The 23,656-nt window shown below is 34.1% G+C and carries 22 protein-coding genes and 1 tRNA gene; 14 read left to right on the top strand and 9 right to left on the bottom strand.

Annotation, left to right across the window (positions count from 1 at the left end; genetic code table 11):
- Positions 1–36: 36 nt before the first annotated feature.
- Together PC_RS03025 and PC_RS10290 are read right to left on the bottom strand one after the other, a co-directional pair.
- Positions 37–237, bottom strand: a complete 201-nt coding sequence (locus tag PC_RS03025) for a CsbD family protein (protein WP_011175182.1) — start codon at positions 235–237, stop codon at positions 37–39.
- Between the two features lie 41 nt (positions 238–278).
- Positions 279–428 (bottom strand): dodecin domain-containing protein, encoded by a 150-nt coding sequence (locus PC_RS10290; RefSeq protein ID WP_079890395.1) that lies wholly within the window; start codon positions 426–428, stop codon positions 279–281.
- 321 nt (positions 429–749) lie between these two features.
- On the opposite strand from PC_RS10290, the gene PC_RS03020 reads away from it, so the two are divergent.
- The 4 genes from PC_RS03020 (at position 750) to PC_RS03005 (ending at position 6,339) form a co-directional block, all read left to right on the top strand.
- Positions 750–3,275 carry a bifunctional UDP-N-acetylmuramoyl-tripeptide:D-alanyl-D-alanine ligase/alanine racemase gene (locus tag PC_RS03020; protein WP_011175181.1) on the top strand — a complete coding sequence of 842 codons (2,526 nt, stop codon included), beginning with the start codon at positions 750–752 and terminating at the stop codon, positions 3,273–3,275.
- Between the two features lie 44 nt (positions 3,276–3,319).
- Complete coding sequence (locus PC_RS03015; RefSeq protein WP_011175180.1) at positions 3,320–4,840, top strand: gluzincin family metallopeptidase; 1,521 nt, start codon at positions 3,320–3,322, stop codon at positions 4,838–4,840.
- A 470-nt stretch (positions 4,841–5,310) separates the two neighbouring features.
- Positions 5,311–5,398, top strand: a tRNA-Ser gene (locus PC_RS03010).
- A 323-nt stretch (positions 5,399–5,721) separates the two neighbouring features.
- On the top strand, positions 5,722–6,339 hold the full coding sequence (locus PC_RS03005) for a hypothetical protein (RefSeq protein ID WP_011175178.1): 618 nt from the start codon (positions 5,722–5,724) through the stop codon (positions 6,337–6,339).
- 226 nt (positions 6,340–6,565) lie between these two features.
- Here the strand turns inward: PC_RS03005 and PC_RS03000 are convergent, their stop codons facing one another.
- From PC_RS03000 to PC_RS02990, 3 genes are read right to left on the bottom strand one after another with little or no spacing between them, the layout of a single operon-like run.
- A complete protein-coding gene (locus PC_RS03000) occupies positions 6,566–6,919 on the bottom strand; it encodes a YtxH domain-containing protein (RefSeq protein WP_011175177.1) in 354 nt (117 codons plus the stop codon).
- A 32-nt stretch (positions 6,920–6,951) separates the two neighbouring features.
- Positions 6,952–7,626 carry a YtxH domain-containing protein gene (locus PC_RS09860; protein ID WP_011175176.1) on the bottom strand — a complete coding sequence of 225 codons (675 nt, stop codon included), beginning with the start codon at positions 7,624–7,626 and terminating at the stop codon, positions 6,952–6,954.
- A 3-nt stretch (positions 7,627–7,629) separates the two neighbouring features.
- Positions 7,630–8,109, bottom strand: coding sequence for a DUF948 domain-containing protein (locus tag PC_RS02990; protein WP_044044821.1), 480 nt, complete (start codon positions 8,107–8,109; stop codon positions 7,630–7,632).
- 517 nt (positions 8,110–8,626) lie between these two features.
- Here PC_RS02990 and nfi point away from each other — a divergent pair.
- Positions 8,627–9,334 (top strand): deoxyribonuclease V, encoded by a 708-nt coding sequence (gene nfi, locus PC_RS02985; RefSeq protein WP_011175173.1) that lies wholly within the window; start codon positions 8,627–8,629, stop codon positions 9,332–9,334.
- A gap of 34 nt (positions 9,335–9,368) precedes the next feature.
- Here nfi and PC_RS02980 read toward each other — a convergent pair whose 3' ends face one another.
- Entirely contained in the window at positions 9,369–10,748 is a 1,380-nt protein-coding gene (locus PC_RS02980; protein WP_011175172.1) for an alanine/glycine:cation symporter family protein, read from the bottom strand.
- Positions 10,749–10,987: 239 nt separating this feature from the next.
- Between PC_RS02980 and xseA the strand changes: the two genes are divergently transcribed.
- The 4 genes from xseA (at position 10,988) to PC_RS02960 (ending at position 15,635) form a co-directional block, all read left to right on the top strand.
- Positions 10,988–12,475, top strand: coding sequence for an exodeoxyribonuclease VII large subunit (xseA, locus tag PC_RS02975; protein WP_044044819.1), 1,488 nt, complete (start codon positions 10,988–10,990; stop codon positions 12,473–12,475).
- On the top strand, positions 12,468–12,746 hold the full coding sequence (locus tag PC_RS02970; protein WP_011175170.1) for an exodeoxyribonuclease VII small subunit: 279 nt from the start codon (positions 12,468–12,470) through the stop codon (positions 12,744–12,746). Before xseA ends, PC_RS02970 begins: the two co-directional genes overlap by 8 nt.
- Before the next feature lie 92 nt (positions 12,747–12,838).
- Positions 12,839–14,746, top strand: a complete 1,908-nt coding sequence (locus tag PC_RS02965) for a 1-deoxy-D-xylulose-5-phosphate synthase (RefSeq protein ID WP_011175169.1) — start codon at positions 12,839–12,841, stop codon at positions 14,744–14,746.
- A gap of 46 nt (positions 14,747–14,792) precedes the next feature.
- A complete protein-coding gene (locus PC_RS02960; RefSeq protein WP_044044816.1) occupies positions 14,793–15,635 on the top strand; it encodes an NAD(+)/NADH kinase in 843 nt (280 codons plus the stop codon).
- 504 nt (positions 15,636–16,139) lie between these two features.
- On the opposite strand, the gene PC_RS11060 is transcribed toward PC_RS02960, so the two are convergent.
- Complete coding sequence (locus tag PC_RS11060; protein WP_155117116.1) at positions 16,140–16,298, bottom strand: hypothetical protein; 159 nt, start codon at positions 16,296–16,298, stop codon at positions 16,140–16,142.
- A 318-nt stretch (positions 16,299–16,616) separates the two neighbouring features.
- Here PC_RS11060 and PC_RS02955 point away from each other — a divergent pair, with 318 nt between their 5' ends.
- Both PC_RS02955 and PC_RS02950 read left to right on the top strand, forming a co-directional pair.
- Positions 16,617–18,293, top strand: a complete 1,677-nt coding sequence (locus PC_RS02955) for a DUF11 domain-containing protein (protein ID WP_011175166.1) — start codon at positions 16,617–16,619, stop codon at positions 18,291–18,293.
- 269 nt (positions 18,294–18,562) lie between these two features.
- Complete coding sequence (locus tag PC_RS02950; protein WP_011175165.1) at positions 18,563–19,942, top strand: hypothetical protein; 1,380 nt, start codon at positions 18,563–18,565, stop codon at positions 19,940–19,942.
- Positions 19,943–19,980: 38 nt separating this feature from the next.
- On the opposite strand, the gene PC_RS02945 is transcribed toward PC_RS02950, so the two are convergent.
- On the bottom strand, positions 19,981–20,289 hold the full coding sequence (locus PC_RS02945; protein WP_011175164.1) for a hypothetical protein: 309 nt from the start codon (positions 20,287–20,289) through the stop codon (positions 19,981–19,983).
- A 388-nt stretch (positions 20,290–20,677) separates the two neighbouring features.
- The gene (locus PC_RS02935; RefSeq protein WP_011175162.1) at positions 20,678–20,935 is read right to left on the bottom strand and encodes a hypothetical protein; all 258 of its coding nucleotides are present in this window, start codon (positions 20,933–20,935) and stop codon (positions 20,678–20,680) included.
- Positions 20,936–21,029: 94 nt separating this feature from the next.
- On the opposite strand from PC_RS02935, the gene PC_RS02930 reads away from it, so the two are divergent.
- From PC_RS02930 to PC_RS02920, 3 genes are read left to right on the top strand one after another with little or no spacing between them, the layout of a single operon-like run.
- A complete protein-coding gene (locus PC_RS02930) occupies positions 21,030–21,326 on the top strand; it encodes a hypothetical protein (RefSeq protein ID WP_011175161.1) in 297 nt (98 codons plus the stop codon).
- Between the two features lie 11 nt (positions 21,327–21,337).
- Positions 21,338–21,922, top strand: a complete 585-nt coding sequence (locus tag PC_RS02925; RefSeq protein WP_011175160.1) for a Maf family protein — start codon at positions 21,338–21,340, stop codon at positions 21,920–21,922.
- Between the two features lie 22 nt (positions 21,923–21,944).
- Positions 21,945–23,630 carry a HEAT repeat domain-containing protein gene (locus PC_RS02920; protein ID WP_011175159.1) on the top strand — a complete coding sequence of 562 codons (1,686 nt, stop codon included), beginning with the start codon at positions 21,945–21,947 and terminating at the stop codon, positions 23,628–23,630.
- Positions 23,631–23,656: the final 26 nt, after the last annotated feature.

Genomic DNA, 23,656 nt, shown 5'->3' with positions numbered 1-23,656 from the left:
GTCGGCTCTAAATTTATTTAAGCCGACTCTTATAACCTATCTATGCTTATCTTGGAAATCTTTCCATTCTTTTTCAGCCTGCTCTTTACTATAACCATATAAGCTTTGAAGCTTACCAAGCATTTGCTCTCTTTGTCCATTGATTTCTGTCAAATCATTATCGGTTAGCTTGCCCCATTTTTCTTTGACTATTCCTTTAATATTTTTCCATTCCCCTTCAATCTGATCTTTATTCATTTTTTTCTCCTTTTTTTATTACTTCTTTGATTCTTATCTTGCTAATAATCCTCAATGACAGAACTGAGATGTAAATTGACACGATATTTTAAAATGTTAGTGTTTTCAACGATTCCCACGCTATGCTGAACATTATCTTGTTTAATGCTATGCAACGTCATAGCAGCTTCTGTTACAGCCGATTGAATCACCTCTTCAATTATTTTCTTGACTAATCGCTTCTACAACTTTTGTCATAAACATGAGAAGAAACTTCCTAAAAACTAAAATTGCATCATTATTTATCCTGAACTTTTCTTATTAAAATAGCCACCCTAACTTGCAATTTTTATAGTTCATTAAAATCTGCAATTTGCTTCTGAATGTAGAAAAGAGATAAAATCCCCTTAAATCAGCTTTAAAAATATAAAAATTTGCTAAAAATAAACCAAAAAATGATAACCTTTTATCTTTCGGTACTGCTCGTTAACCGATCTTTGATTCTTATATTTATTTTTTGAATGACATTTTTTATGGATGCGTTTGATTTAAGACAATGGGACGGATTTAACCAGGCTGGAGGGAAAGCAGAATTTCCAGTAATTATTGATCAAATTATTATTGATTCCAGACACGTTAATTCTTCTAATGCCTTGTTTGTAGCATTAAAAGGAGAAAAACAAGATGGTCATGATTTTGTCCAGCAGGCGGCAGAATTAGGAGCAAAATATGCGCTTGTTTCTGAACAGTGGACTCCCCCTTTTAATCTTAAACCCATTTTTTTATTAAAAGTAAAAAGTCCTTTATCAGCTTTACAAGAAGTAGCTAAAGCTTACCGCTTGCAACTTCCAACGAAAATCATTGGTATTACCGGGACCTATGGGAAAACGATGGTTAAGGATCTTTTGTTCCAACTTTTATCCACAGAAAAAAATGTGTGTGCTTCTCCTGGGAGCTTTAACAGTCAAATCGGAGTTGCTCTTAGCCTCTTAACCATTCAAAAAGACCAAGAATTGGCGATCATTGAAGCCGCTATTTCAAAGAAACAGGAAATGGATATATTAGCAGACTTAATCCGTCCAGACTACACTATTTTAACACCTATTGGAAAAAAACATTTAGCTACTTTAAATGATATTGATACTATAACTTATGAAACCCTTAAGTTAGTTTGGGCGACATCTAAAACCGGATGGGTGCTTCTTCCCAATGACATCTATCAACAGTTCCACTTAAAAAATAATTTATTTTCTTCGTATATATGGGACCGAGACTCAAAATGTCTTCCCCATGCCATTCCCTTTTCCAAAAATTCTCCCTTCGCCTCTCATTATCAACTAACATTTCCTGATTCATCCCGATACGAACAGCAAATGACAAATGGCTATTCCTATTTTTTGAATTTAATCAATATCACTTCTAAAGCAGCCTGGTTAAGTGGAATTAAAGCAGAAAACATTAAGAAAATATTCGAGTACTACTATCCTGAACCCTCTCGAACTGAAATCTGGAAATCCCCTATAGGAGCAACTTTTATCAATGAAACGTCCTGTTCAGACCCACATTCAATTGATCGTGCTTTTAAACATTTTGAACATGCTGCTCCTTCTCAACGCAAAATTTTCATTTTTGGAGGAATGAAAGGCAATATTTCTTTTGCCCAAAACTATTATACAAAAATTGGTAAGACGATCTCTAAAGCACACCTTCGACATTTGTTATTATTTGGTCATCAACCTTTTAAAACTCTCATTGATGAGGTCAAAAAAATATCACCTGAAACAGAAATTTTATGTTTCAAAAGATGTGAAGAAGCTCTTAATTATCTCCAAAAAAATCTTCAATCACAAGACCTCATCTTGATTAAAGGAGATCGTAAAATTCCTTTCGAAATCTTACCAGAAACTTTTAATGGGAGCTCAAACAATAATCAATGCATTATTAACTTAGCAGCGATCAAAAACAATTTAGACATGATTCGCACTAAAATAACTCCTGAAACCCGTTTAATGATTATTATAAAAGCATTCGCTTACGGAACAGATGATATCCAATTAGGAAAATTTTTAAGTGCTTACGGCGTTGATATTTTAGGTGTTTCTTATGTAGAAGAAGGCGTAGCCCTTAAACGAGCAGGTATTACTCTTCCTATTTTCACGATTAATGCCGCCCAATATGAAATTGCTAAAGTAGTCAAATGGGAACTTGAAGTAGGTGTCAGCGATGTTAATTTTATTTCAGCTTTAGCTCAAGAGGCAAAAAAGAGCAGTAAATGCATTAAAGTACATTTACATATTAATACAGGAATGGGTCGTTTTGGATGCCGTCCTGAGGAAGCGCTAAATCTCGCTTTGTTAATTACGTCTTCTTCGCACCTAATTCTAGAAGGGATTATGACTCATTTTGCTTGTGCAGATGATCCTCGTCATGATTCTTTTACACAAGAGCAGATTCAATGTTTTGATTCTGTCATTGAACAATTAAAAAGACATTGTATCCAAGCAAAATGGACGCATGCAGCTAATTCCAGCGGCACCATTCGCTTTTCTCTTCCTCAATATAATATGGTTCGTATAGGTCTAGCGACTTATGGTCTTTATGGTTCTGATGCTGTCAAACAAGCTTTAGATTTACGCCTGGCCTTATCTTTAACATCTCGTATAGTTGGGATTAATCACTGTCGTAAAGGGGAAACCATTAGCTATGGTCGAAACTACCTGATAGAAAAAGAAAATCAAACAATCGCTGTTTTACCCGTCGGATATTTTGACGGTCTACATCGACATTATAGCGGAAAAGCTCATGTGTTAATTCATGGAAAAAAAGCTCCTATGGTGGGATCGATCTGCATGGATTATATGATGGTTGATATTACAGATATTCCTCATGCGAACATTGGAGATAAAGTTCTTATTTTCGGAGAAGATGAATATGGACATTATCTTTCCCCTGAAGAATTAGCGATGAATGGAAATTCAATCGTTCATGAATTGATTACATGCTTAGGGCCACGCATTCAACGTATTTTTATTTATGAAGAAGGAAGCCAAGTTCGTTGATCAATGAATGCGGATAAATGATTAGGAAACAGGAAGGATTTCGTATGAGTAAAACTCAAAAAGAGTATCAAAAACTACATGTACTTAGTAAACATGCACGCATTCTACAAGGTATTTCTTCTCATTTAGATTGGGACCAAGAAACCTATATGCCTTTTGGTAGCGCAGCTATTCGCGCAGAGCAACTTAAAACAATGGCAGGTTTAATTCATCGAGAAAAAACAAGTCAAAAATTCGCAAATACCCTTTCTAAACTTATCGATCTTTCTAGCGGCGAATTGATTGCACAAGACCTCACGCCTGCGCAATCCTCTGCTGTTAAAGAATGGCGTCGAGATTATTTGCAAGATACTGCCATGCCAGCAGAATTCGTTGAAGAGTTTGCTCAATTAACTTCTCAATCTGTTTTGGCTTGGCGCAACGCAAAAAAATCAAATTCCTTTCAACAATTTGCCCCTTTTTTAGATCGTGTGGTTACCATGAATCGGAAAAAAGCCGATTTATTAGGTTATCAAAATCATCCATACGATGCTCTGTTGGATTTGTATGAACCTGATATGACCACAGCAAAAACGAAGCAAATTTTCGACAAACTCAAAAATACAATAACGGTATGGATAAGAAAAATTTCTACTCAAAAAATAGAAAATAATTTTTTATTTGGAAAATGGGATCATGATAAGCAAATAGCATTTAGCCATCAGATCTTAAATGCTATGGGATATGATTTTAACAAAGGTCGATTAGACTTTTCCTCTCATCCTTTTTCTTCTGCTAGCCATCCAACCGACAGTCGTATTACAACACGCATTCACCCGTCTTCACTTATGAGTAGTATTTCGGTTATTTTACATGAAGGAGGACACGCCTTATATGAAATGGGTTTGCCACAAAATCTTTATGGAACACCCCTAGGAGATGCTTGTTCATTAGGAATTCATGAAAGTCAATCTCGATGGTGGGAAACGAGAATTGGACTTCATAAATCATTTTGGAAACACTTTTTCCCCATTTTAAAAAATACTTTTCCAGGTCGGCTCGATCAAGTTCATTTAAACTCTTTTTATCAAGCGATTAATAAAGTTGAGCCTTCCTTCATTCGCGTGGAAGCCGATGAAATGACTTATCCTTTACATGTGATTATACGTTTTGAATTGGAAAAAGCTTTAATCGAAGGTTCAATAAATGTTCGCGAAGTTCCCGAAGCATGGAATGCAAAAATGAAAGAATACTTGGGTATAACACCTAGTCATCATAATGAAGGTTGCTTACAAGACATTCATTGGTCAATGGGTGCATTCGGATATTTTCCAACGTATACATTAGGCAATCTCTATGCGGCTCACCTTTTTGAAGCTTTTGCTAAACAATATCCTGACTGGGAACAACGTATCTCAACCGGTGAATTAAATTTTGTCAAAGCATGGTTATCCGAGCATATTTATCAACATGGGCGTCGTTACTCTAGTCGTGAACTTCTCAAGTTAGCAACAGGTCATGCTTTTAATGCTAATGCATACATCCGCTACCTTCAAGATAAGTATAGTCAAATCTATCAGCTATAAAAATACACATCTGTGCGGAATGATACTTATCGATTATTCAGCACAGATGAAAAAGCTTTCAAAGAGTAAGGAAAAGTACCTAAACTGCTCTGGTAAAATCCAATCTTTCTTTGATTAAAATGGCTGGTACATACACAGCATATAACTGACAGATTCTAGTTCCTCAGATCGTAAACCTTGGTACTGAATGAACTTTAAAAAAGTAAAAAACTCTGTAAATTGAAACATCCCACTATCAATCCCACTTTTACAAATTGAATTAAAAATATGAAATGTACTTAAATCATTTTTTAGAGAAAAAACAAAACATAAATTATTTATTATAATTTTTTTATTTTTAGCCAAAAAAAATAAAATTTTAAATATTCCCTCACAACATAAAAAAACATTATATAACGAAAGTTATTGACGAAATTTAGAGAAGTCTTATATATTTTACCTTTAATCATAAAAAAATGGTTATCTTGTGCGGAAGAGTGGCAGAGTGGCCGAATGCGTCTGTCTTGAAAACAGAAGTCGGGCAGCCCCCGACCGTGGGTTCGAATCCTACCTCTTCCGTTCCTTTTTCTTTTTCTCCGCTGATTTTTTATCTATTTTAATGCGCCTTGAAATCATTTTAAATAAAAACAGTCTAACAAACTATTTTCATACAAATATTTTTTGAAAAAACATTGCCTAAGATTGATTAACTTTGAGAATCCTTCTATCTTCTTTTCTTATTGTTTTAAATTTTTAATTCCTCTTTAGAATCTAACTCATCAACAATTCTATGTGATACAGTGTTAGAGTTTGTTGCAGTTTATGTAGAAATAAGTATAATATTTCTTTTTTTATCCGCTATTCATTATTTTTGAACTGACATGCACTAAACGGAAATAATTATGAGTTCGAACATTGAACTTGTCGCAGACGGTATTTTATTTAGTAATTTCTATTTAAACTCTATCTTCTTAAAGGAAATTATCAAAAATTGTGCAAGCATTTTAACTTGTACTTTTGGAATACTTGAGATTTGTAATCTTTATCAAATCTCAAAAGGCCGACATTTATTAAATGCTTTATTTTCTACTAATATAGGAATATCTAAAATTCACATTTTCAGTATCATTTGCAGTAAAATTTCTCTTATTTTGAGTGCTGTAGCCTCTCGTCCGGGATTCGCTTTGATTACGGAAGTTTCCTATTATTTTTTTTCTCCTCTTCAAATGGAAGTTTACTTTGGTCCTAATACAATTTTTGAAGTTAATCCTTGGCACCCTCGCCATGTGATTAGCATTTTAGCTGTTTGCTTTGCTTGTCCTATCCTTCTTCAACTTTTCTATCAATCTTTTCGTCGGATTAATCTATTCATTAATAAATATTTTCAATGTCAAATGACAGAAACCTCTTCAACGAGAAGATTGACTGATGCAAAAGAAACTTTCATTTGGTTTTTTAATTTTTTAGCCAGCAGACCTATTTTGCATATCGGTAACCAATGTGCACAATTTCTTTTATAATACAAAAAATTTTCGTTGATAAAATCAACGTTTCTTATACAAATTTTATAGTTGTTAAGAGCTAAAAAATGTTTCTTTAGACAGAAAACAGATAGATTGCAGAAAGGAAACAAAAACAATTTTAAATTTTCCCTTAAAGAGATGGCAAAAAATTCAACATATTAGAATTTTAAAAAATTAGCTCTTTAAGGGAAAATTACAACTCACTAAAAATCAAAAGAGTTTATCATTCATTTACCTTTGTTGAAGATTCATGAGACGTGCTTTTTGCAGCAGACTTCTTTGAAGTAGGAAGCTTCTTAGTTGTTGAGTTAACAGATTTTTTAGGTTTTGGAACAGCTTTGGCAGCTGTTTTTATCTTCGTTTTTCTTGTGGATTTGCGAGGATTAGCTAGGGAAATTTGTGAATCTTCCCCATCATCATTTTTTTTTGCATACGAAAAAAGCTGGCGAAGTAATGGAAATAAAGGCTTATAAGCATCCTTAATGAGTTGATTACCCGACTTCGGTGCTAATAATAAAGCTGTTGTCAATCCGACAAAGCCCCCAGCCAGGCTTCCTAAAAGGATCTTTTTATTCATAGGAACCATCCTTGATCTTTACTTGCTAGAATTTATCGTTTTTTGTTAATACCTTGCCAAACACGATAACCTAAAGCAGCCCAGTCCATTAAATCATCCATACGATGTTTAGCTTGACTGGTAAAATTTTCGCTTTTTTCTTCTGCTTCATCAGTCCACTCATGGACTATGCCCTTTGCCAACTCAAGCCATTTGTTGGTTTTCGAATACGCAGTTGCGGCCATTTTTTTTCCATTTTTGGAAAATTGATCTGCCATACCACGAGTTTTATCACTCACTTTTTCACATCCTTCGACAATATCATCTCTCAGCTCACTACCAGATTTAGGAGCAAGCAAAAGCCCTACCACAGCACCTAATACTCCACCAATAACCCCGCCCATCATTAAATCTTTTGTGCAGGTTTCTTCTTCCTCTTCCTGTTCACATCCCATCATTTTTTTTACTCCGCAATATAAACATTTAGCTTTATCCGCTAATTCGTTGGAATGAGAACCAAAAGATTTCATGACAGATCTAGTTTTTTTGGAAATATTATCTGCAATATCATGAGACTGATCTGATACATCGCTGTAAAAATCATTCATCTCTTGACGTAACCTTTTTCCTGCTTTTGGCGCTGTAAGAAGTGCAGTTACACCACCTAGTAAACTACCAATTACAGCTCCTGCGAAAAAATCTTTTGTATGGGTTGTTTTTGAAGTCATCGATTATCTCCTTTTCTTTAGATTTTGCCATAGGCGGCAGCCCTGGCTTGCTAATTCAAGAATTTCTGCGACTAATGGTAACTCGGGGCTTTCATCCCTATTTTTTTTGAAAGGTAATTCTTCACTTGTTTCGTTTCTAAAAGAAGAACGTAAGAATTCTTTTGCACGGCCACTATAGAAACGAAGTGTCTTTTGTCTAAAAGCCTCTGCTTTATATTCTAAAGCCTCTCCAATATTTGCCAACGATTGAAACAAGGAATTAAAAGCCTCAATTTTATGCTTTAAATCCAAACTAATTTGATTTGTATTTTCAATCGTTTTTTTTGCCTCTTCTTTTATACCATCTAATTGTTGACGAACATCAATAATTAAATGATTAAGTTGATTTAACATAATACGCGCCGACTTACACAAGCATACAAGATAAATCACCAAAAAAATAAAAGCTATAGCTATCGCTGCTACACTTATTTCAATAACCATAATTTTCTCCAAATCTTGATTCTTTCAAAATCACCGAAAATATCTGATTTTTGTCTAGCGAAGAGCTCATCTCCAGCTTAAAAGTCAAAGAATAACTTTCGCATTTGCTAGTCGATAAATTTACTATGATCATTTTACATAAGAATGTAAATAGAATTTTCCATCTAAATTAAATTCGGGGTTATTATATTTGTTTAATTAGAAAAACTGCGTAAACAAAATTAAACATATAATAACAAATAATTATTTTATTTTTAAAAAATAAAATATCGGTTTTGTTACGTTAATCTTTGCTAATTATTGATCCAAACTTTGAGGAATCAAAACAACCTCCTGAAATATACCAAGAAAAAAATTTGTTATTTTTTAAAGGGCTTCTGCATTATTATTACTGCTTTACAACTCAGATTAAAGGATCACAATACAAAAAAATAAACGACTCATCATTTGTTTTGATTTTCTGTGTCTATCATGTAAAATGAAACTTATTAAAAAAAAATTGTTAGGACATTATCAAATGAGCCAACGTTTTAATTTTGACCCCAGCTTTTTACAGCCTGATTCGATAGAAAAAGCAACTATCATTCAAAAAGAACTTGCCAACCGCATTTGTTTAGAAGATGAATTTAACACACCAGAGTTTTTCGGAGGCATGGATGTTAGCAATAATCTTTTCGATCCTAAACAAATCATTTATGCAACAGCCATACTTTTAGATTCTAAAATGTTATCTGTTCAATTCCATAACAGTGTATCACAAAGGCAAACCTTCCCCTATATTCCTGGATTTTTAGGTTTCAGAGAAGCTCCTGCACTTATTGATGCATTAGAAAGTCTTCCAAAGCTTCCAGACATGATTTTTGTGGATGGGCAAGGAATATCTCATCCTCGAAGGTTAGGTATTGCGAGTCATATTGGAGTGTTAGTCAATATTCCTACAATAGGAGTTGCTAAAAATATTCTTTTTGGAGAACCGAAAAAAGACTTAGGTTCCTGTGTGGGTGATTATGTTTTTTTGTATGCTTATGGGAAAGAAATTGGAGCTCTCGTGCGAACTAAGCTTCGCTGCAAACCACTCATTATTTCTACAGGCCATCGCGTATCTTTAAGAACAGCTATTGAATATGTATTAAACTGTGTAAAAGGATATCGTTTGCCTGAACCAACTAGGCAAGCTCACTTAGCTGCTAATGCTTTTAGAAAACAAAGTCAAGCAGGTAATTAATATTTTTTCTTACCTTTTATATTTAAAATAATTTTTATTCATTTGGCGTTGTGGGCATTAAATTTGTATGCGATAAATAATCCGACTTTTTTAAAAAAAATAAACGATTATCATCGATAACTTCTTTAGACAAGCTGATAATACCTATCAAATTAGTAAACAACATTAAAGAAATTGCGATATCGGCAAGCCTCCAAATCAAATCAACATGAATTAGGGCTCCGATGGGAATAAAAACAATATAAATATACTTAAAATAGCCTGCATATTTACTTCCCCACAAAAAATCTACAGCTTTTTCTGCACAATATGCCCAAGCTAGAATAGTCGTATAAGCAAATAAAATCAGGGCAGTAATTACGATAAATGCTCCAAGTGAGCTTCCTAAGCCTACTTGAAAAGCGTGGGTAACCATATTGGTGCTCTGTAATCCCTCCACTTGCCAAGCTCCTGTCACAATCAAAGTTAGCCCTGTCGCTGTACAAACAATCATTACTAAAAAAGAAGCAACTAAAGTAACCACTCCATCTACAATAGGATTAGTCGTACGAGCACTCGATTGCAAAATTGGCACAATCCCTGTTCCGGCATCAGTTGCAAAAACTCCCCGATCAAATCCTGTAGAGATAGCTTTAACAACACTAAATCCAAGCACTCCTCCAAAAGCAGATTGCGGAACAAACGCAGCTTTTATCATGAGTTCGAAAGCAGGCATCACTTGATCGGCATGAAGCCAAAGAATAACAAATGCTGTTCCTAAATAAAGGGCTGCCTTAACAGGAACAATAATTGAAGCAAGCTTGGCAACTCTTTGCACTCCTCCTACTAAGACAACACCAACAAATAAAGCAATAAATAAGCTACAAATAAAAGGATCTAAACCTAATTTTATCAATGGAAGTGTTGCTGAATTGATTTGTGCAAAATTTCCAACTGTTAAAGCACCAAAAATGGTAAATAGGCTAAACAACGTTCCTAATGCTTTCATATTAAGACCCTCGGATAAATAGTACATAGGCCCCCCTACATACTCACCATTAGAGTTAAGTTTTCGATATTTAACACCTAAAACACAACTAACATACTGAATAGAGGCACCTAAAAAAGCCATAATCCACATCCAAACAAGGGCACCTGGACCACCTGTTGAAATAGCAACAGCCATACCCGAAATATTTCCCGTCCCAAAATTACCGGCTAAAACGGCTGAAATTGCTTGATAATGGCTGATATTTCCTTGACATCCTTGATCTTTTTTAAGTAAGCAACAAAAACTCATTTTTAGCTTTGATATTTGAACAAATTGCAATTTAAACGTTAGATAAAGTCCAAAAAGGATGATACTCGGAAAAATCAGAAAAAACGTAAATCCTTCATTAAAATTTATTAAAAAAATTTTTAGATTAAAATCCATTTTTACCTGTTACTAATTAATTTTGTAAATATTTTTTTTGATATTAATATGTAATATGCTTTTAAATTAAAAAAATTAACTATTCATTAATTGTTAAAAAAAACGTAAATCAACTATTATCTCATGGTTTGAGATTGCTGTATACATAAAAAAGGTTGGTAAACCCAAGCTTAAGCGCCAGATGATATACATCATACGATTCACAAATTGCAATTTTAAAAATTTTTAATTTGAGTTTTATGCAATCAGACACCCCCCCTCTATTAACGGTTACACAATTGACTCAAGCCATCAAACTCAATTTAGAGTCGATGTTTCCTTTTATTTATTTACAGGGTGAAATCAGCAATTTTAAAGAGCAATCATCTGGTCACTTTTACTTTTCTCTAAAAGATGCAACAGCTCAAATTTCTGCTGTGATGTTTAAAGCCGAAGCTTCTTTGTTGAAAACTCCTCCAAAAGGGGGTGATCATGTCATGATAAAAGGAGAAATAAGTGTTTATCCACCTAAAGGAAATTATCAGCTGATTATTCGAGAACTTTCTTATGTGGGTATAGGGGAACTTCTTCAGAAATTAGAACAGCTCAAAATTAAACTTCATCAAAAAGGTTGGTTTAAAGCGATTCATAAAAAACCGATTCCTCGTTTTCCTAAAAAAATCGGTGTGATAACCAGTCCTACAGGTGCAGTTATTCAAGATATTTTACAAATTTTAACACGTCGTTTTTCAGGTTTTCATCTCATACTTAATCCTGTCAAAGTTCAAGGAGAAGGAGCAGCAAAAGAGATTGCTCGTGCAATCGAACAATTCAACCGATATCAATTAGTTGATGTTTTAATTGTAGGAAGAGGTGGAGGAAGTTTAGAAGATTTATGGCCTTTCAATGAAGAAATTGTTGCTGAAGCTATTTATAACAGTCAAATCCCGATTATTAGTGCTGTTGGGCATGAAACAGATCATTGCATCGCTGATTATGTTGCAGATATTAGAGCTCCCACGCCTTCTGCTGCCGCAGAGATTGTCATTTCAGAAAAAAATCAACAACTTGAACATTTAAAAACTTTAAGAAGGCGAATACAGCAAGCTATTCAAAATCTTATCCAATCAGGGCACTACCGTTTAAAAGGTTTTAGCAAACATCTTTTTATTACTCATCCTCATGTTATTACAGAATGGAGAATGCAAAAACTTGATGATTTGAAAGAGGATCTTTCTAACCAACTCAAACAGATTATTACTTTCAAAAAACATCAATTAGAATCTTTTGCTCGCCAAACCCAGCTCTTGAAACCATCTAATCAAATCATTCACCTTAGAAAGCATTTGAGAGACTGGAATGGTATTTTTTCAAGAAAAATGCAAGATTTACTTTTGCAAAATAAAAAAAAGATTGAACAAATTGAATATCGTTTAAAGCAACAGTGGACCTATTTAATTGGGCAAAAAAAATATCTTTTTAAAGGAAAAGACTATAGAATCAAAAATAATCAATTAATCAGAGATCGAATCTTATCTTCAAAACAGAAAATTTTACATATAACTAATATTTTAAAAGCTGTTGATCCCAAAAATCTTTTAAAACAAGGCTATAGTATTCTATTTGCGGAAAAAGAAGTATTCGTTATAAATTCAATATGTAAACTTAAAAAAGGGCAAAAAGCCAAGCTCTTATTATCTGACGGCGAAGCCTTAATCACTATCAACGAAGTGAATCCTCGTGAATAATCCATCTGATCAAGAACCTACTGCTAGCTTTGAAACAGCTTTATGCCGCTTAGAAGAAATACTTGAAAAGATGAATAGCGGTACAGTAAGCCTTGATGAATCTCTTAAACTTTATGAAGAAGCTGATCAGTTAATAATAATTTGCAATAAACGATTAAATGATGCTGAACGAAAAATAGAGATTCTAGTCAAAAACCGTAGTGGTGAATTAACACTAGGAAACGACGACAAACCTATCATTCAAGATTTTAAGATCGCTTCAACCTCTTAATTTATCTTTTTATTGCAGTCTTCCGTCTTAGAATGTCAATAAAAACTTTTTGAGAGATGACTTTTTAATTAAGTGACTATAAAGGATTTTGAATGACACAATCAATTCTATCGAATTTGAATCATCCCAATGATATCAAAAATCTTTCCTATAGTGATCTCAAGTACTTAGCTCATGAAATTAGACAACGCATTATTGAAGTTTTATCTGTTAATGGAGGACATTTAGCCTCAAATTTGGGTGTGGTTGAACTCACTTTAGCTCTGCATAAAGTTTTTGAGTCCCCTGATGACAAATTTATCTGGGATGTTAGTCACCAAACTTATGTTCATAAATTACTAACAGGTCGAAATGATCGCTTTCATGAAATTAGACAATTCAAAGGATTGTGTGGATTTTCTCATCCTAAGGAATCTATTCATGATCACTTCCATGCAGGACATGCAGGAACCGCTCTTTCCTTAGCATTAGGTGTTGCCAAAAATAGAGACTTAACCAAGAGAAAAGATTATATTATCCCAATTATTGGTGATGCAACTTTAACATGTGGATTAACTTTAGAGGCCCTAAACAATATTTCTCGAGAGCTTAAACGCTTTATCGTAATTCTCAATGATAATGCTATGTCTATTTCTAAAAATGTGGGAGCAATTACGCATATTTTAAGTCGCTTACTAAGTAATCCTACAACAAATAAAATTCACCAAGAGCTTGATACAATCGTTTCTAAAATACCTAATTATGGTCCCATTCTTTCACAACAAGGACATAAAATCACTGAATCTTTAAAAAACTTGGTGAGCCCTGCCGTTTATTTTGAACAATATGGTCTTTCTTATATAGGACCGATTGATGGACACGACACAAAAAAACTAGTGGATGTTTTAGAAGGTGTAAAAGACTCTAACTGGCCAGTTATCATTCATGTTTTGACCAGAAAAGGGGAAGGAATGGATGAAGCCATCAAAAATCCCATCTCTTACCACGGAGCCAAGCCGTTTAGTAAAGATACTGGTAAATTTTTACCAAACCCGGTAACCAAACCTACTTTTCCCAAAATATTTGGTTCTCATCTTTTAAAAATGGCTGAAAAAGATCCTAGCATTGTGGCAATAACCCCAGCCATGTCTGCAGGGTCTTGCTTAGATGATTTTATGAAAACTTTTCCTGAACGCTGTATTGATGTGGGTATTGCTGAATCTCATGCGATTACTTTTGCAGGGGGTATGGCATATGGAGGTAAAATGAAAATCGTCGCCTCTATTTATGCAACTTTCTTACAAAGAGCTTTTGACAACGTTTTTCATGATATTTGCTTGCAAGAGTTACCGGTCGTATTTGCCATTGATCGAGCAGGAATTTCAGGACCTGATGGTTCTACCCATCACGGGATCTATGATATTTCATTTTTGAATGCGATGCCAAATATGATTATTGCACAGCCTCGTAATGGACAGGTTTTAAAAGAGTTGATGGAATCGGCTTTTAGTTGGAAAAGGCCAACGGCTATCCGTTATCCAAACTTAATGACCGAAGAATTTAACCATCCTATTTGTGAAAGAGAATTAGGAAAGGGAGAAGTTCTAATTGAAGGCACCGAAATTTTAATTGTCGCCTTAGGTCATATGAATCAGGCGGCATTAAAAGTCCGAGACCTATTAGCTCAGACTGGCATTGAAGCTACAGTTTTAGATCCTATTTTTGTTAAACCATTAGACTCGGAACTTTTTTGTAAGCTGCTTCTTAATCACAATAAAATTGTCACCATTGAAGAACATAGTGTTGTTTCTGGGATGGGCTCGATTATTAACAACTTTTTAGTTGGACAAGGGTTTAATCAAATACAAGTTTTAAATTTGGGAATACCCGAAGCTTTTCTCGATCATGGTAGAAATCAGGATCTTTTAAACGAGATTGGCTTGGTGCCTGAAAAAATTTTCAGACAAATTCAATCTCATTTTAATTTAATAGCACAAAATACCCTTAATCCTGTTGCTTAAATTATTTTCAAAGTTTGTAAGACATACTTGAACAAGTAGATATGCTATGATGATTGCACTATTTCCTAATGAAAGTAAAGATCCCTCCTTAAAAATTGCAGCAGAGATTTGCCAGTTTTTGATTTCTCGAAATATTGAAATTACTGCCGAAGATAAACATGCCAAACAATTAAACGTATTTCCCCTATCACAAGTAAACGTTCAACATATCAATTTTCGTATTTCTCTCGGAGGAGATGGCACAATCTTACGACTCATTCATAAACACCCAACTATTCATGCTCCTTTACTTGGAATTAATTTAGGAAGTCTTGGTTTTTTAGCTGACATTCCGTTAGATGGCATTTTTCCAAGCTTAGAAGATTTAATTAAAGGACGTTATCGTGTTCAAAAACGGATGATGGTGGAAGGTTCTGTATTATGTAAGCCCTCTTGTTTTGCAGTTAATGAAGTCGTTATTCACCGTGCTCAGAATCCATGCTTAATTGATTTAGCTATTTATGTGGATGGAAACTATCTCAACACTTTTTCAGCTGATGGGATGATTATCTCGACTCCTAGTGGATCAACAGCATACTCTTTGGCAGCCGGCGGCCCGATTTTAACGCCAGAATTAAAAGCTTTTGTTCTTACTCCTATTTGTCCCCATACGATTTCTAATCGCCCCATTGTTTTAATGCCAGAAATATCTATTCAAGTTAAATATTTAAGTTCCTACGCTCCCGTTGAAGTTTCCTCAGATGGCATATCGAGTTTTAGCTTATCAACAAACGAAATTTTTCATGCTTCTATTTCTTCTCAAACTTTTGATTTAGTTTGCTTAGAAAGGCATGATTATTTCGCTACTCTAAGAGAAAAACTAGGATGGCAAGGAAAATTAAAAATTTAAAAATTTCCTTATTTTCATTTTTTATAAAGTTTTAATTTTATGAATCTAACCAATTCTTTGTGTTTAACAAAACTTTCAAGAAATCTACTACCTTAATCATATTTTTAATAGATTTTGAAGGCTTTTTAAAGCAAGGAAAACTTATTTATTGCTTATCATTTCCTATTTTCCTGTTTTTTTTAGAATTTTTTTAAAGAGATTTTTTTTGCACTTTAAAAATTTTTATCAATTTGAAAACCAAGGAGTTAAAAACAGTTTCTAGCAAAACTCATTTTTAATTAAAAAAATCTTCTGGAACAATTAATTCTTAAGGCGTATTTAATGAGATAAATACTTTTTTGTTAATCGACCCTTAATCAACATGCTTACATGAAGAAAAAGGCGATATATAAATGGGTAATAGAAAATGACGAATGTTATCCTTTACACTTTTTAAAAACTAACAGGAGTTCTTTTATGAAAAAATTTTTAGGTTTAGGCTTTTTAGCTACATTAGTATTGTCTTTATCTAGCTGCTGTTTCGATCGTAACCCAAGCTGTGAGCCGTGTTCTCCAAAGCCACGTTACTGCGAGCCAAGGGCATGTTCTCCAAAGCCGGTATGCGAACCAAAATATTTTGACAACAGTGATTGCTACTAAAATGCGATTTGCATGCCAATGCATGTGAAACTCAAAAGTAGATGAATAATTTCTCTGCTTAGTTACAAAGTTTTAAGTAATTGGCAAAGGAGTTGTGTAAATTGAAAAAGTCAAACACAAAAACTCAACGATGAGTTTAAATGAATGCGAAGTTTTCAAACGCACCCCATGCCATCTAAAAGTTTCGCAAAAAAATACAGCTCATAAAGGTCGGTAAGTAAGACATCTTTCTTAATCAGATCAGAAAAACTGTAGGGCATGTAACGATACTGACTCTAAATTTATAATTCAAAAGAATTATCCAAAATCTTCTACAACTAAGACCTTAACCAAGGAGTCTTTATGAGAAAACAACTAGGGATATTAACCTCGTTGGTTTTTTTAGGTGTTTCGGCACTTCTTTGGACAGGCTGTTCCAATTCACACGGAAGCAGCGATTATTGCGAACCTTCGGCCCCGATTTGTGCGCCAAGTAAACCAATCTGTCCTCCTGTATGCAAGCCTTGTTCAGAGCCTTGCAAAACTCTCAATTCATGCCGGCCAGTTTGTGAACCACAGTCATGCGCGGTTCCACAAAAAGCGACTAGCAAACCTGCTTACCCTTTAGTTGCTCAAGAGCACTGCCCACCTAAGTGTGCAGCACCTTTAAAGCAATGTAAAGCTGGACCTGTAGGTGAGTGCTCTACAAATGGGGTAACAGTTAAAGCTCGAAATCCCAAGATGTGTATTCTTGGTGACCAATATCCTCTAGATTTAGAAATTTCTACTAGCTGTGATGTTTGTGAAGTTATTCTAACAACTACTCTTCCTGAAGGTGTAACTTATTTGAGAAGCCAACCAGAAGCAAAAGTGGATGGCCGTAATGTTGTTTGGTCTTTTGGCAGCATGAACCGAGGACAAACTGTTCCAGCTAGAATTTGGTTAAAAAGCGAAAGAGAAGGTGATCTTTGCACATGCTTCTGCGTGAAAGCAACTCCAGTTGCCTATTGCGCTCTCCTTTGTGCAAAACCTGTTCTTGTTTGTGAAAAACATGCACCAGCTGAAGTTGGTCCAAATGAACCAATCAACTATACAATTACTGTAACAAACATTGGTACATGCCCAGCCGAAGATGTTGTCATTACTGACAATATTCCAGATGGACTAGAACATGCTAGTGGTCAAAAAACTCTTAACTTTAAGTTAGGCACCTTAGAGCCTTGCCAAACGAAAAAAGTGAACTTCTGCTTAACAACTTGCCATCGTGGAAACTTCTGCAATACAGCAGTTGTAACAGCTTGCAATGCTAATCAAACATCTTGCGAAGCTTGCACATGTGTCGCATGCTGCCAAGTTGAATGCCAAAAAGTTGGACCTAAAGAAGTTCCTGTCGGACAAAATGCTGATTACCAAATCACAGTTGTGAACACAGGTGACAAGTCACTTCATGAAGTTGTTGTTACAGATACAGCTCCTTCTGCAACAAGTATTGTGACAGCTTCTGGTGCAAACATTAATGGCAAACAAGCTATTTGGAAACTTAAAGAACTAAAAGCTGGTGAAAAAGCAACATTCAACGCTACGTTGACAACTTGCACACCTGGCTATTTTGTTAATAGAGTTAATGTCACTAACTGTGAAGGTTGCAACTCTAGCTGCGAATTTGGTACAAACTGGAAAGGACGCCCAGCTCTTGATGTCGGTATAACAAATTCCGATAATCCAATTTGTGTTGGTGAAACAAGCCGCTTTAAAGTGATTGTGACTAACAAAGGTCAAGAGTATGATACAAATGTAAATGTTGTTGTCAACTTCCCAAGCGAGCTTACTCCAGTTAACGCATCTGGTGCATCTGCAGCTCAGTTAAAGGGACAAACAGTTACATTTGCTCCATTCCCAAATCTCGCTCCTCGGCAAACACTTGAGTACTATATCACTGTTAAGGCTAATAGTCGCGGTGATTTACGTCCTAAAGTGCAAGTAAGCTCGGATTTCATTAAAAATCCGATCACACAAGAAGAGAGCTTAATTGTGAACTAAGGTCTGATTTTCTAAATCAGTGATCAAAAGGCAGGTCTTCGGATCTGCCTTTTTCATTTCACAAATCTGAAATTACGCCTTTTGAATAATTTTTCTAATTGAGAATTTAACTTTTCGATTTTTTATGCCCAGCAATAAAAAATGCCCCTCAATTATTTGGGACAAAGTATTTAAAAAAATATCTCCTTAGTGAAATATAAAGAAACTTTGAGGAAAATGGCATTCAGTTTGCATAAAAAAATATTTAAATTCTTTGATTAAGGTGGATAATGGATAATAGTAATTTGAATTATCAGATTTATGCTTGCCTCCCCTTTGTTGAATTAGCAAAAGAAACATGTATTCAATTTGGAGCTGTTATCTTTTGGCCTGCTTCCCAATATTCAACTTATTTAAATCAAACTGAACATCTTTTTTTTCAAAATTACATTTACTCTATTGGTCAAATAAAAGCTAAGGCGGGTAATGAAAAAATTGAGTGGATTAACACAATCAAACTATATCCTAAAGAAACAACATGTATTTCTATCTCAAATCAAATTCCTGTTTCAGAAAGAGAGGCTGTTTTAGTCAATGCTCTTTATTTGCTTTATTTTGCTTGTACTTTTCGAGACCTTTACTATGGAAATGAAATTCCTTCTTTTAATGCCTTTAGAAAAATCATTCCTTGTACTCTCGATTTTATTAAAAACAAAGATAACTGGAAAGACCTTTACATTAATGAGAGTTATCGCGAAGAGACTGTTTGTATTCATTTTCTTGATCAAGACATCTGCCAAGGACTGGGAAAAACGCTGCTAACAATTTATCAATCTGCTCCCCATGAAAACATGGCTACCATTCATGCCTATAAACGTCTCGTTCGCTCCATCCGATATTTTGTCGATCGCTTCTTTCAACGGTTTGTTAATCTTTTTGAAAAGGAAGTCCAGTTTTCTGAATATTTATTTGAACCAGAAGATGTAGTCTTTTTAGCTTCGAGTTTTGAAGCTTTATTCGATCTTAATGATCAACAAGTCACAGCAGATTTTAAACATAAGCTTCGCCCTCTTCTTCCGTTGAGATTTACAAAACCATTAGAGCTATTTTGGAAATGGATTGACGATTTTTATGAAGTCAAACGAAAAATTATTCATGGAGGAACAACTACAGATCCTCTTTTTAAATTAAACCCAAATTTTGAAATATCTCATATTTCGATAGGAATTAAGCTTTTTATTTATTCTGTTTACTATATGCTATATCGTTACCAACTCATTCACTCTACACATGCAGATGCCTATACTCCCCCGGACTTCAAAGGGATACATCCTGAAGAAGTTCTTCTATTTTTTTGGACTGAATCAAGTTTATTAAATAAATTAAATGTTTACACGAAGCAGTTTGAACAAGGATCTAAAGAAAAAGAATTGCATGCTGATATTCATTTGCTGACAACCTTATTTGTCTCTATGTATGACAGGTATTATTTACATCCTCATCTTAATAAAATTAATTTTATTCCATCTTCAATTGAATCTATTTTAATCAATGGACAACAGATTTTAGATAGATTAGAAAAGAATAGATCTGTCAAAAATCATCAAAATTTATTGGATATTGTTGCTCTTACATTTTCAGATCGATTAAAAAAAAGGCTAACTCAATAATAATAGAATGAGCTACGCCCAAATAAATTATTTTAATCTTAAGTAGACAATAGACTCTGAAAAATTTTCACTTCGGCCAGTAAATTGTTTCTTTCTTTTTCCTCGTTTTGCCTTATTTCACGCGAATTAACTTCAAGGGTGGCTAACAGATTTTTAATAACATCTTTGGTGGCATTCACTTGATAAGCAATTTTTAAATGATCAATTAGAGTGATGACTTGCAATTCAATGAGATTCAATCCTTTTGTCAATTTTTTACGCATTTGGTAAACATATTCTTCAAAAAAGATAATTGTAAATTTATCCTGGTGCTCATGTTCTAATAAATTAATATTCTTTATTAACATTTTAATTTTATATAAGCAAATGTGGATGTGTTCAGTATACTTTTGAAAAAGTTTAAATAAATGTTGAGAAGAGGCTAATAAAAAAAATTTAATTTGCTGTAGGTTATTTTGATGGTCATGAATTAAATTTATAACAAATAAATTGACTTATTCTATTAGAAATAAAAAAAAATTTTCCTTTCTTCTTCTTGTTCTCTAGCCATTTTCTCTGCATACTATACTCAAAAATAGAAAAAGCTTTGTCTTCAATTTCCGCCAACCATTTATCAACCAATTTAATGTCAATTGATTGTCGAAAATGATAATCATTTTTCAATGATTTTAAACTTTCTAGATTAGATTTTATTTCTTTAAATTCTTTAGCTGCTAAAAAAGAACATTGAAGGGTTTAAGAATCAAAAGAAGATAATAATTTATCAATTGCATCCAAATGACCTTTTTTATTAAGGTGAATTTGAATCCAATAAAGAACTGTCTCCCAAAAGGTAGAGTGTTTGGAAGAAACTTTTAAACGATGGATGCAACCACGACTATCTTGTATCAACGTTTCGTCAGATTCAAGAGGTTGATGAAGTAAATCTTGATACTCAACTTCTGTCCCAAATATATTTAAGGGATTCCATCGAGATAAAACATTCTTAATCATGGATGGCCTATATCGTATAGTAAGCTAATTCTAGAATAATCTCTTAAACCTATTTTTTGATAAAATAATCATAAATTTCCCATAAAGTTATTTCATGTCAAACCCTATCCAAATACGTCTCTTTTTAGGCTATTTATTACAAGGAGAAATTGCAATACATCTTCAACAAACGTCTCAAGAAAATAGACAAAAGTGGAAACTGGAAAAAATATTTGAGAGTGCTTATTGCAATGATAAAGAATATATTGGTTTTTTTACCGAGGAGATGCCAACTTACAAATCTTTAAAACGAATTGAAGAAAAGATTAAAACTCAGTTGCAACTTTATTGTCCTAAACTTAATTTAGATAAACAAAAAATTCAACTTTTCCCGCAAATATTTCTAAGCTAGGGATAATAACAATGAAGATAATTTTAGGATCACAATCTCCTCGTCGTAAAGAAATTTTAAATTTTTTTTCTCTTCCCTTTGAACAAGTGAGCCCTGTCTTTGATGAAGAGACAGTCCCGTTTGGAGGTAACCCAGAACACTATGTTTTAAGTTTATCCGCGGGTAAAACCAAATCACTTAGATATCAATTTCCTAAAGATATTCTCATTTCTGCAGACACTATTGTTTACAAAGAAGGAAAAGTTTTTGGAAAACCACGTAGTAAAGAAGAAGCTTTTCAAAATTTACGTGAACTTGCTGGCCATTGGCATTCCGTTTATACAGGAGTTAACGTATCAAATGAAAATCAAGAAATTCAACAATTTGAAGAAACAAAAGTTTTATTTAATTCATTGACAGATGATGAAATCCATCAATATCAAGAAAAGATTCACTGTGCAGACAAAGCGGGTGGATACATGGTTCAAGGAGCGGGAAGTTTGATCATCAAAAAGCTGGAAGGATGTTATTATAATGTAATGGGACTTCCTATTAATACTTTGAGATTGTGTCTATCTGAGATAGGCATCGATCTCTGGAAATATTTAAAAGATTGATAATTTAAACAATGAGTTTTAAATGAATCTCAATTTAGTCATAAAAGGAGTTTTATTCTCTCTATTTTGTCATTTTTTTTTGCAAGCAAAAGAAATCCATACTTCTCAAAGCGGACGTATTCTTTTTCTTATCCAGCAAGGAGATCATTCTCAAGCATTAAATCTCTACATGAATAACTTCCAAGCTAATGAATTGCATGATTTTGAGCTTTTACATCACATAGGATTAGGGATTTTAGATTTTGGATATAGGCAATCTAATCCTGAAATTGAACTTTTGTCTTTGCTAGGGGCAAGTGTTTCTGCTCATGAAGGTGCCTATTATATCTTAGAAGCTGGTTTAAAAAATCGTTATCCTCAAATTCAATTGATTGCATTGAATACCTTAGCTCGCCTTCAAAGTGATAAAGCTGATCAAACGATTCTTAAAGCGATGGGATCTACTCAACTTTTAATTCGACTAGAAGCTTTAAAACAACTTTGTTTAAAAAATCATCCAGCCTCTATTAATCAAGCTGAATCTCTTATGTATAAAACGCCAGAAATTCTAATTTCTCTTTATCCACCTTTAATTGCCGCCGTGGGAACTCCACAAGCTATAAGGGTCTTAAGAAAATTACTGCATCATCCTTCTGAAACAGTTCGTCTGTCAGTCATCCACAGCATTGCTAAATATAAAAGAGATGATTTACTTCCACAAATTAGGCAACAGGCTTTTCAAGGAAATCAAATTCAACAAGAAGCTTGTGCACATGCTCTCGGAGCTTTTCACGATGGATATAGCAAAGACAAATTGCAAAAATTAACCTTTTCTCCCTATCCAACAGTTGCCTTAGCGGCTCATTTGGCTTTATATAAATTAGGAATCAACACCTCTGCTGATGCTATTGAAGCAATGGCAAAACAAGAAAATTTATTTGCCATTCAAGCTTTAGGAGAAATTCCTGAAAAAAGTGCGGTTCTTACAAACTTCTTAGACCACTCAAATCCTCAATTGCGCATTAATGCTGTTTTAGCTCTATTAAATCAAAAAAATACGGTTTGTTTTCCTTATTTGAAAGAGATCATTTTACGCCATAAAAAAGATTATGCATTTGTTCCTGATCATTCCCCTGGTAGAACTTTTAAAATTTGGAAAATCATTCCTTCAGCTAGCCAAATCATGGAAAGTGACCTGGATTATCAAGAACATATAACCCTTAAAGAATCTGTCGTTGAAACCGTAAGAAATCTTTCCGAGCCTTTTTTTATTGTGCTTGCTCATGCCATTTTTGAATCACAGCAAAATGAGCTTATTCCTTTAGTTACTAGCTTGTTAGAAGAAATAGGCTCTCATGACGCGGTTAATTGCTTAAAAGCTCATCAACAACAATTAGGAGCCCCGTTTGTGCGTCATTATTGTAACTTGGCACTTTATCGTCTTCAAGAAAAAGGCCCTTACGCGGAACAGCTCAGACAGTGGGTCAAAACCCAACGAGAAACTGAATTTATTCGATTTAAAGGATCTATTACAAATCCTTGGAAATTAACTGAAAACAGTTACCAACTAGCTCCCGCTGAAGCTTCTCAGCTTTTAATTAAAATATATGAAGCTTTTGCTATTAATCAAGATACGCTAGGAATTGAAGCGCTTTTGGAAGCCATTAGTCAAGATCAAACCAATAATAAGTATGCCTTGGCTGGTATTCTGTTGAGAGCCACACAATAAATTAATCAGTTGGAAAATTTCTCTGA

It is taken from the genome of Candidatus Protochlamydia amoebophila UWE25 (genome assembly GCF_000011565.2).
In the GTDB taxonomy this organism is placed as follows: domain Bacteria; phylum Chlamydiota; class Chlamydiia; order Chlamydiales; family Parachlamydiaceae; genus Protochlamydia; species Protochlamydia amoebophila.
Note: the sequence above shows the minus strand (reverse complement) of the source record. Positions and strands in the feature narration are given on the sequence as shown.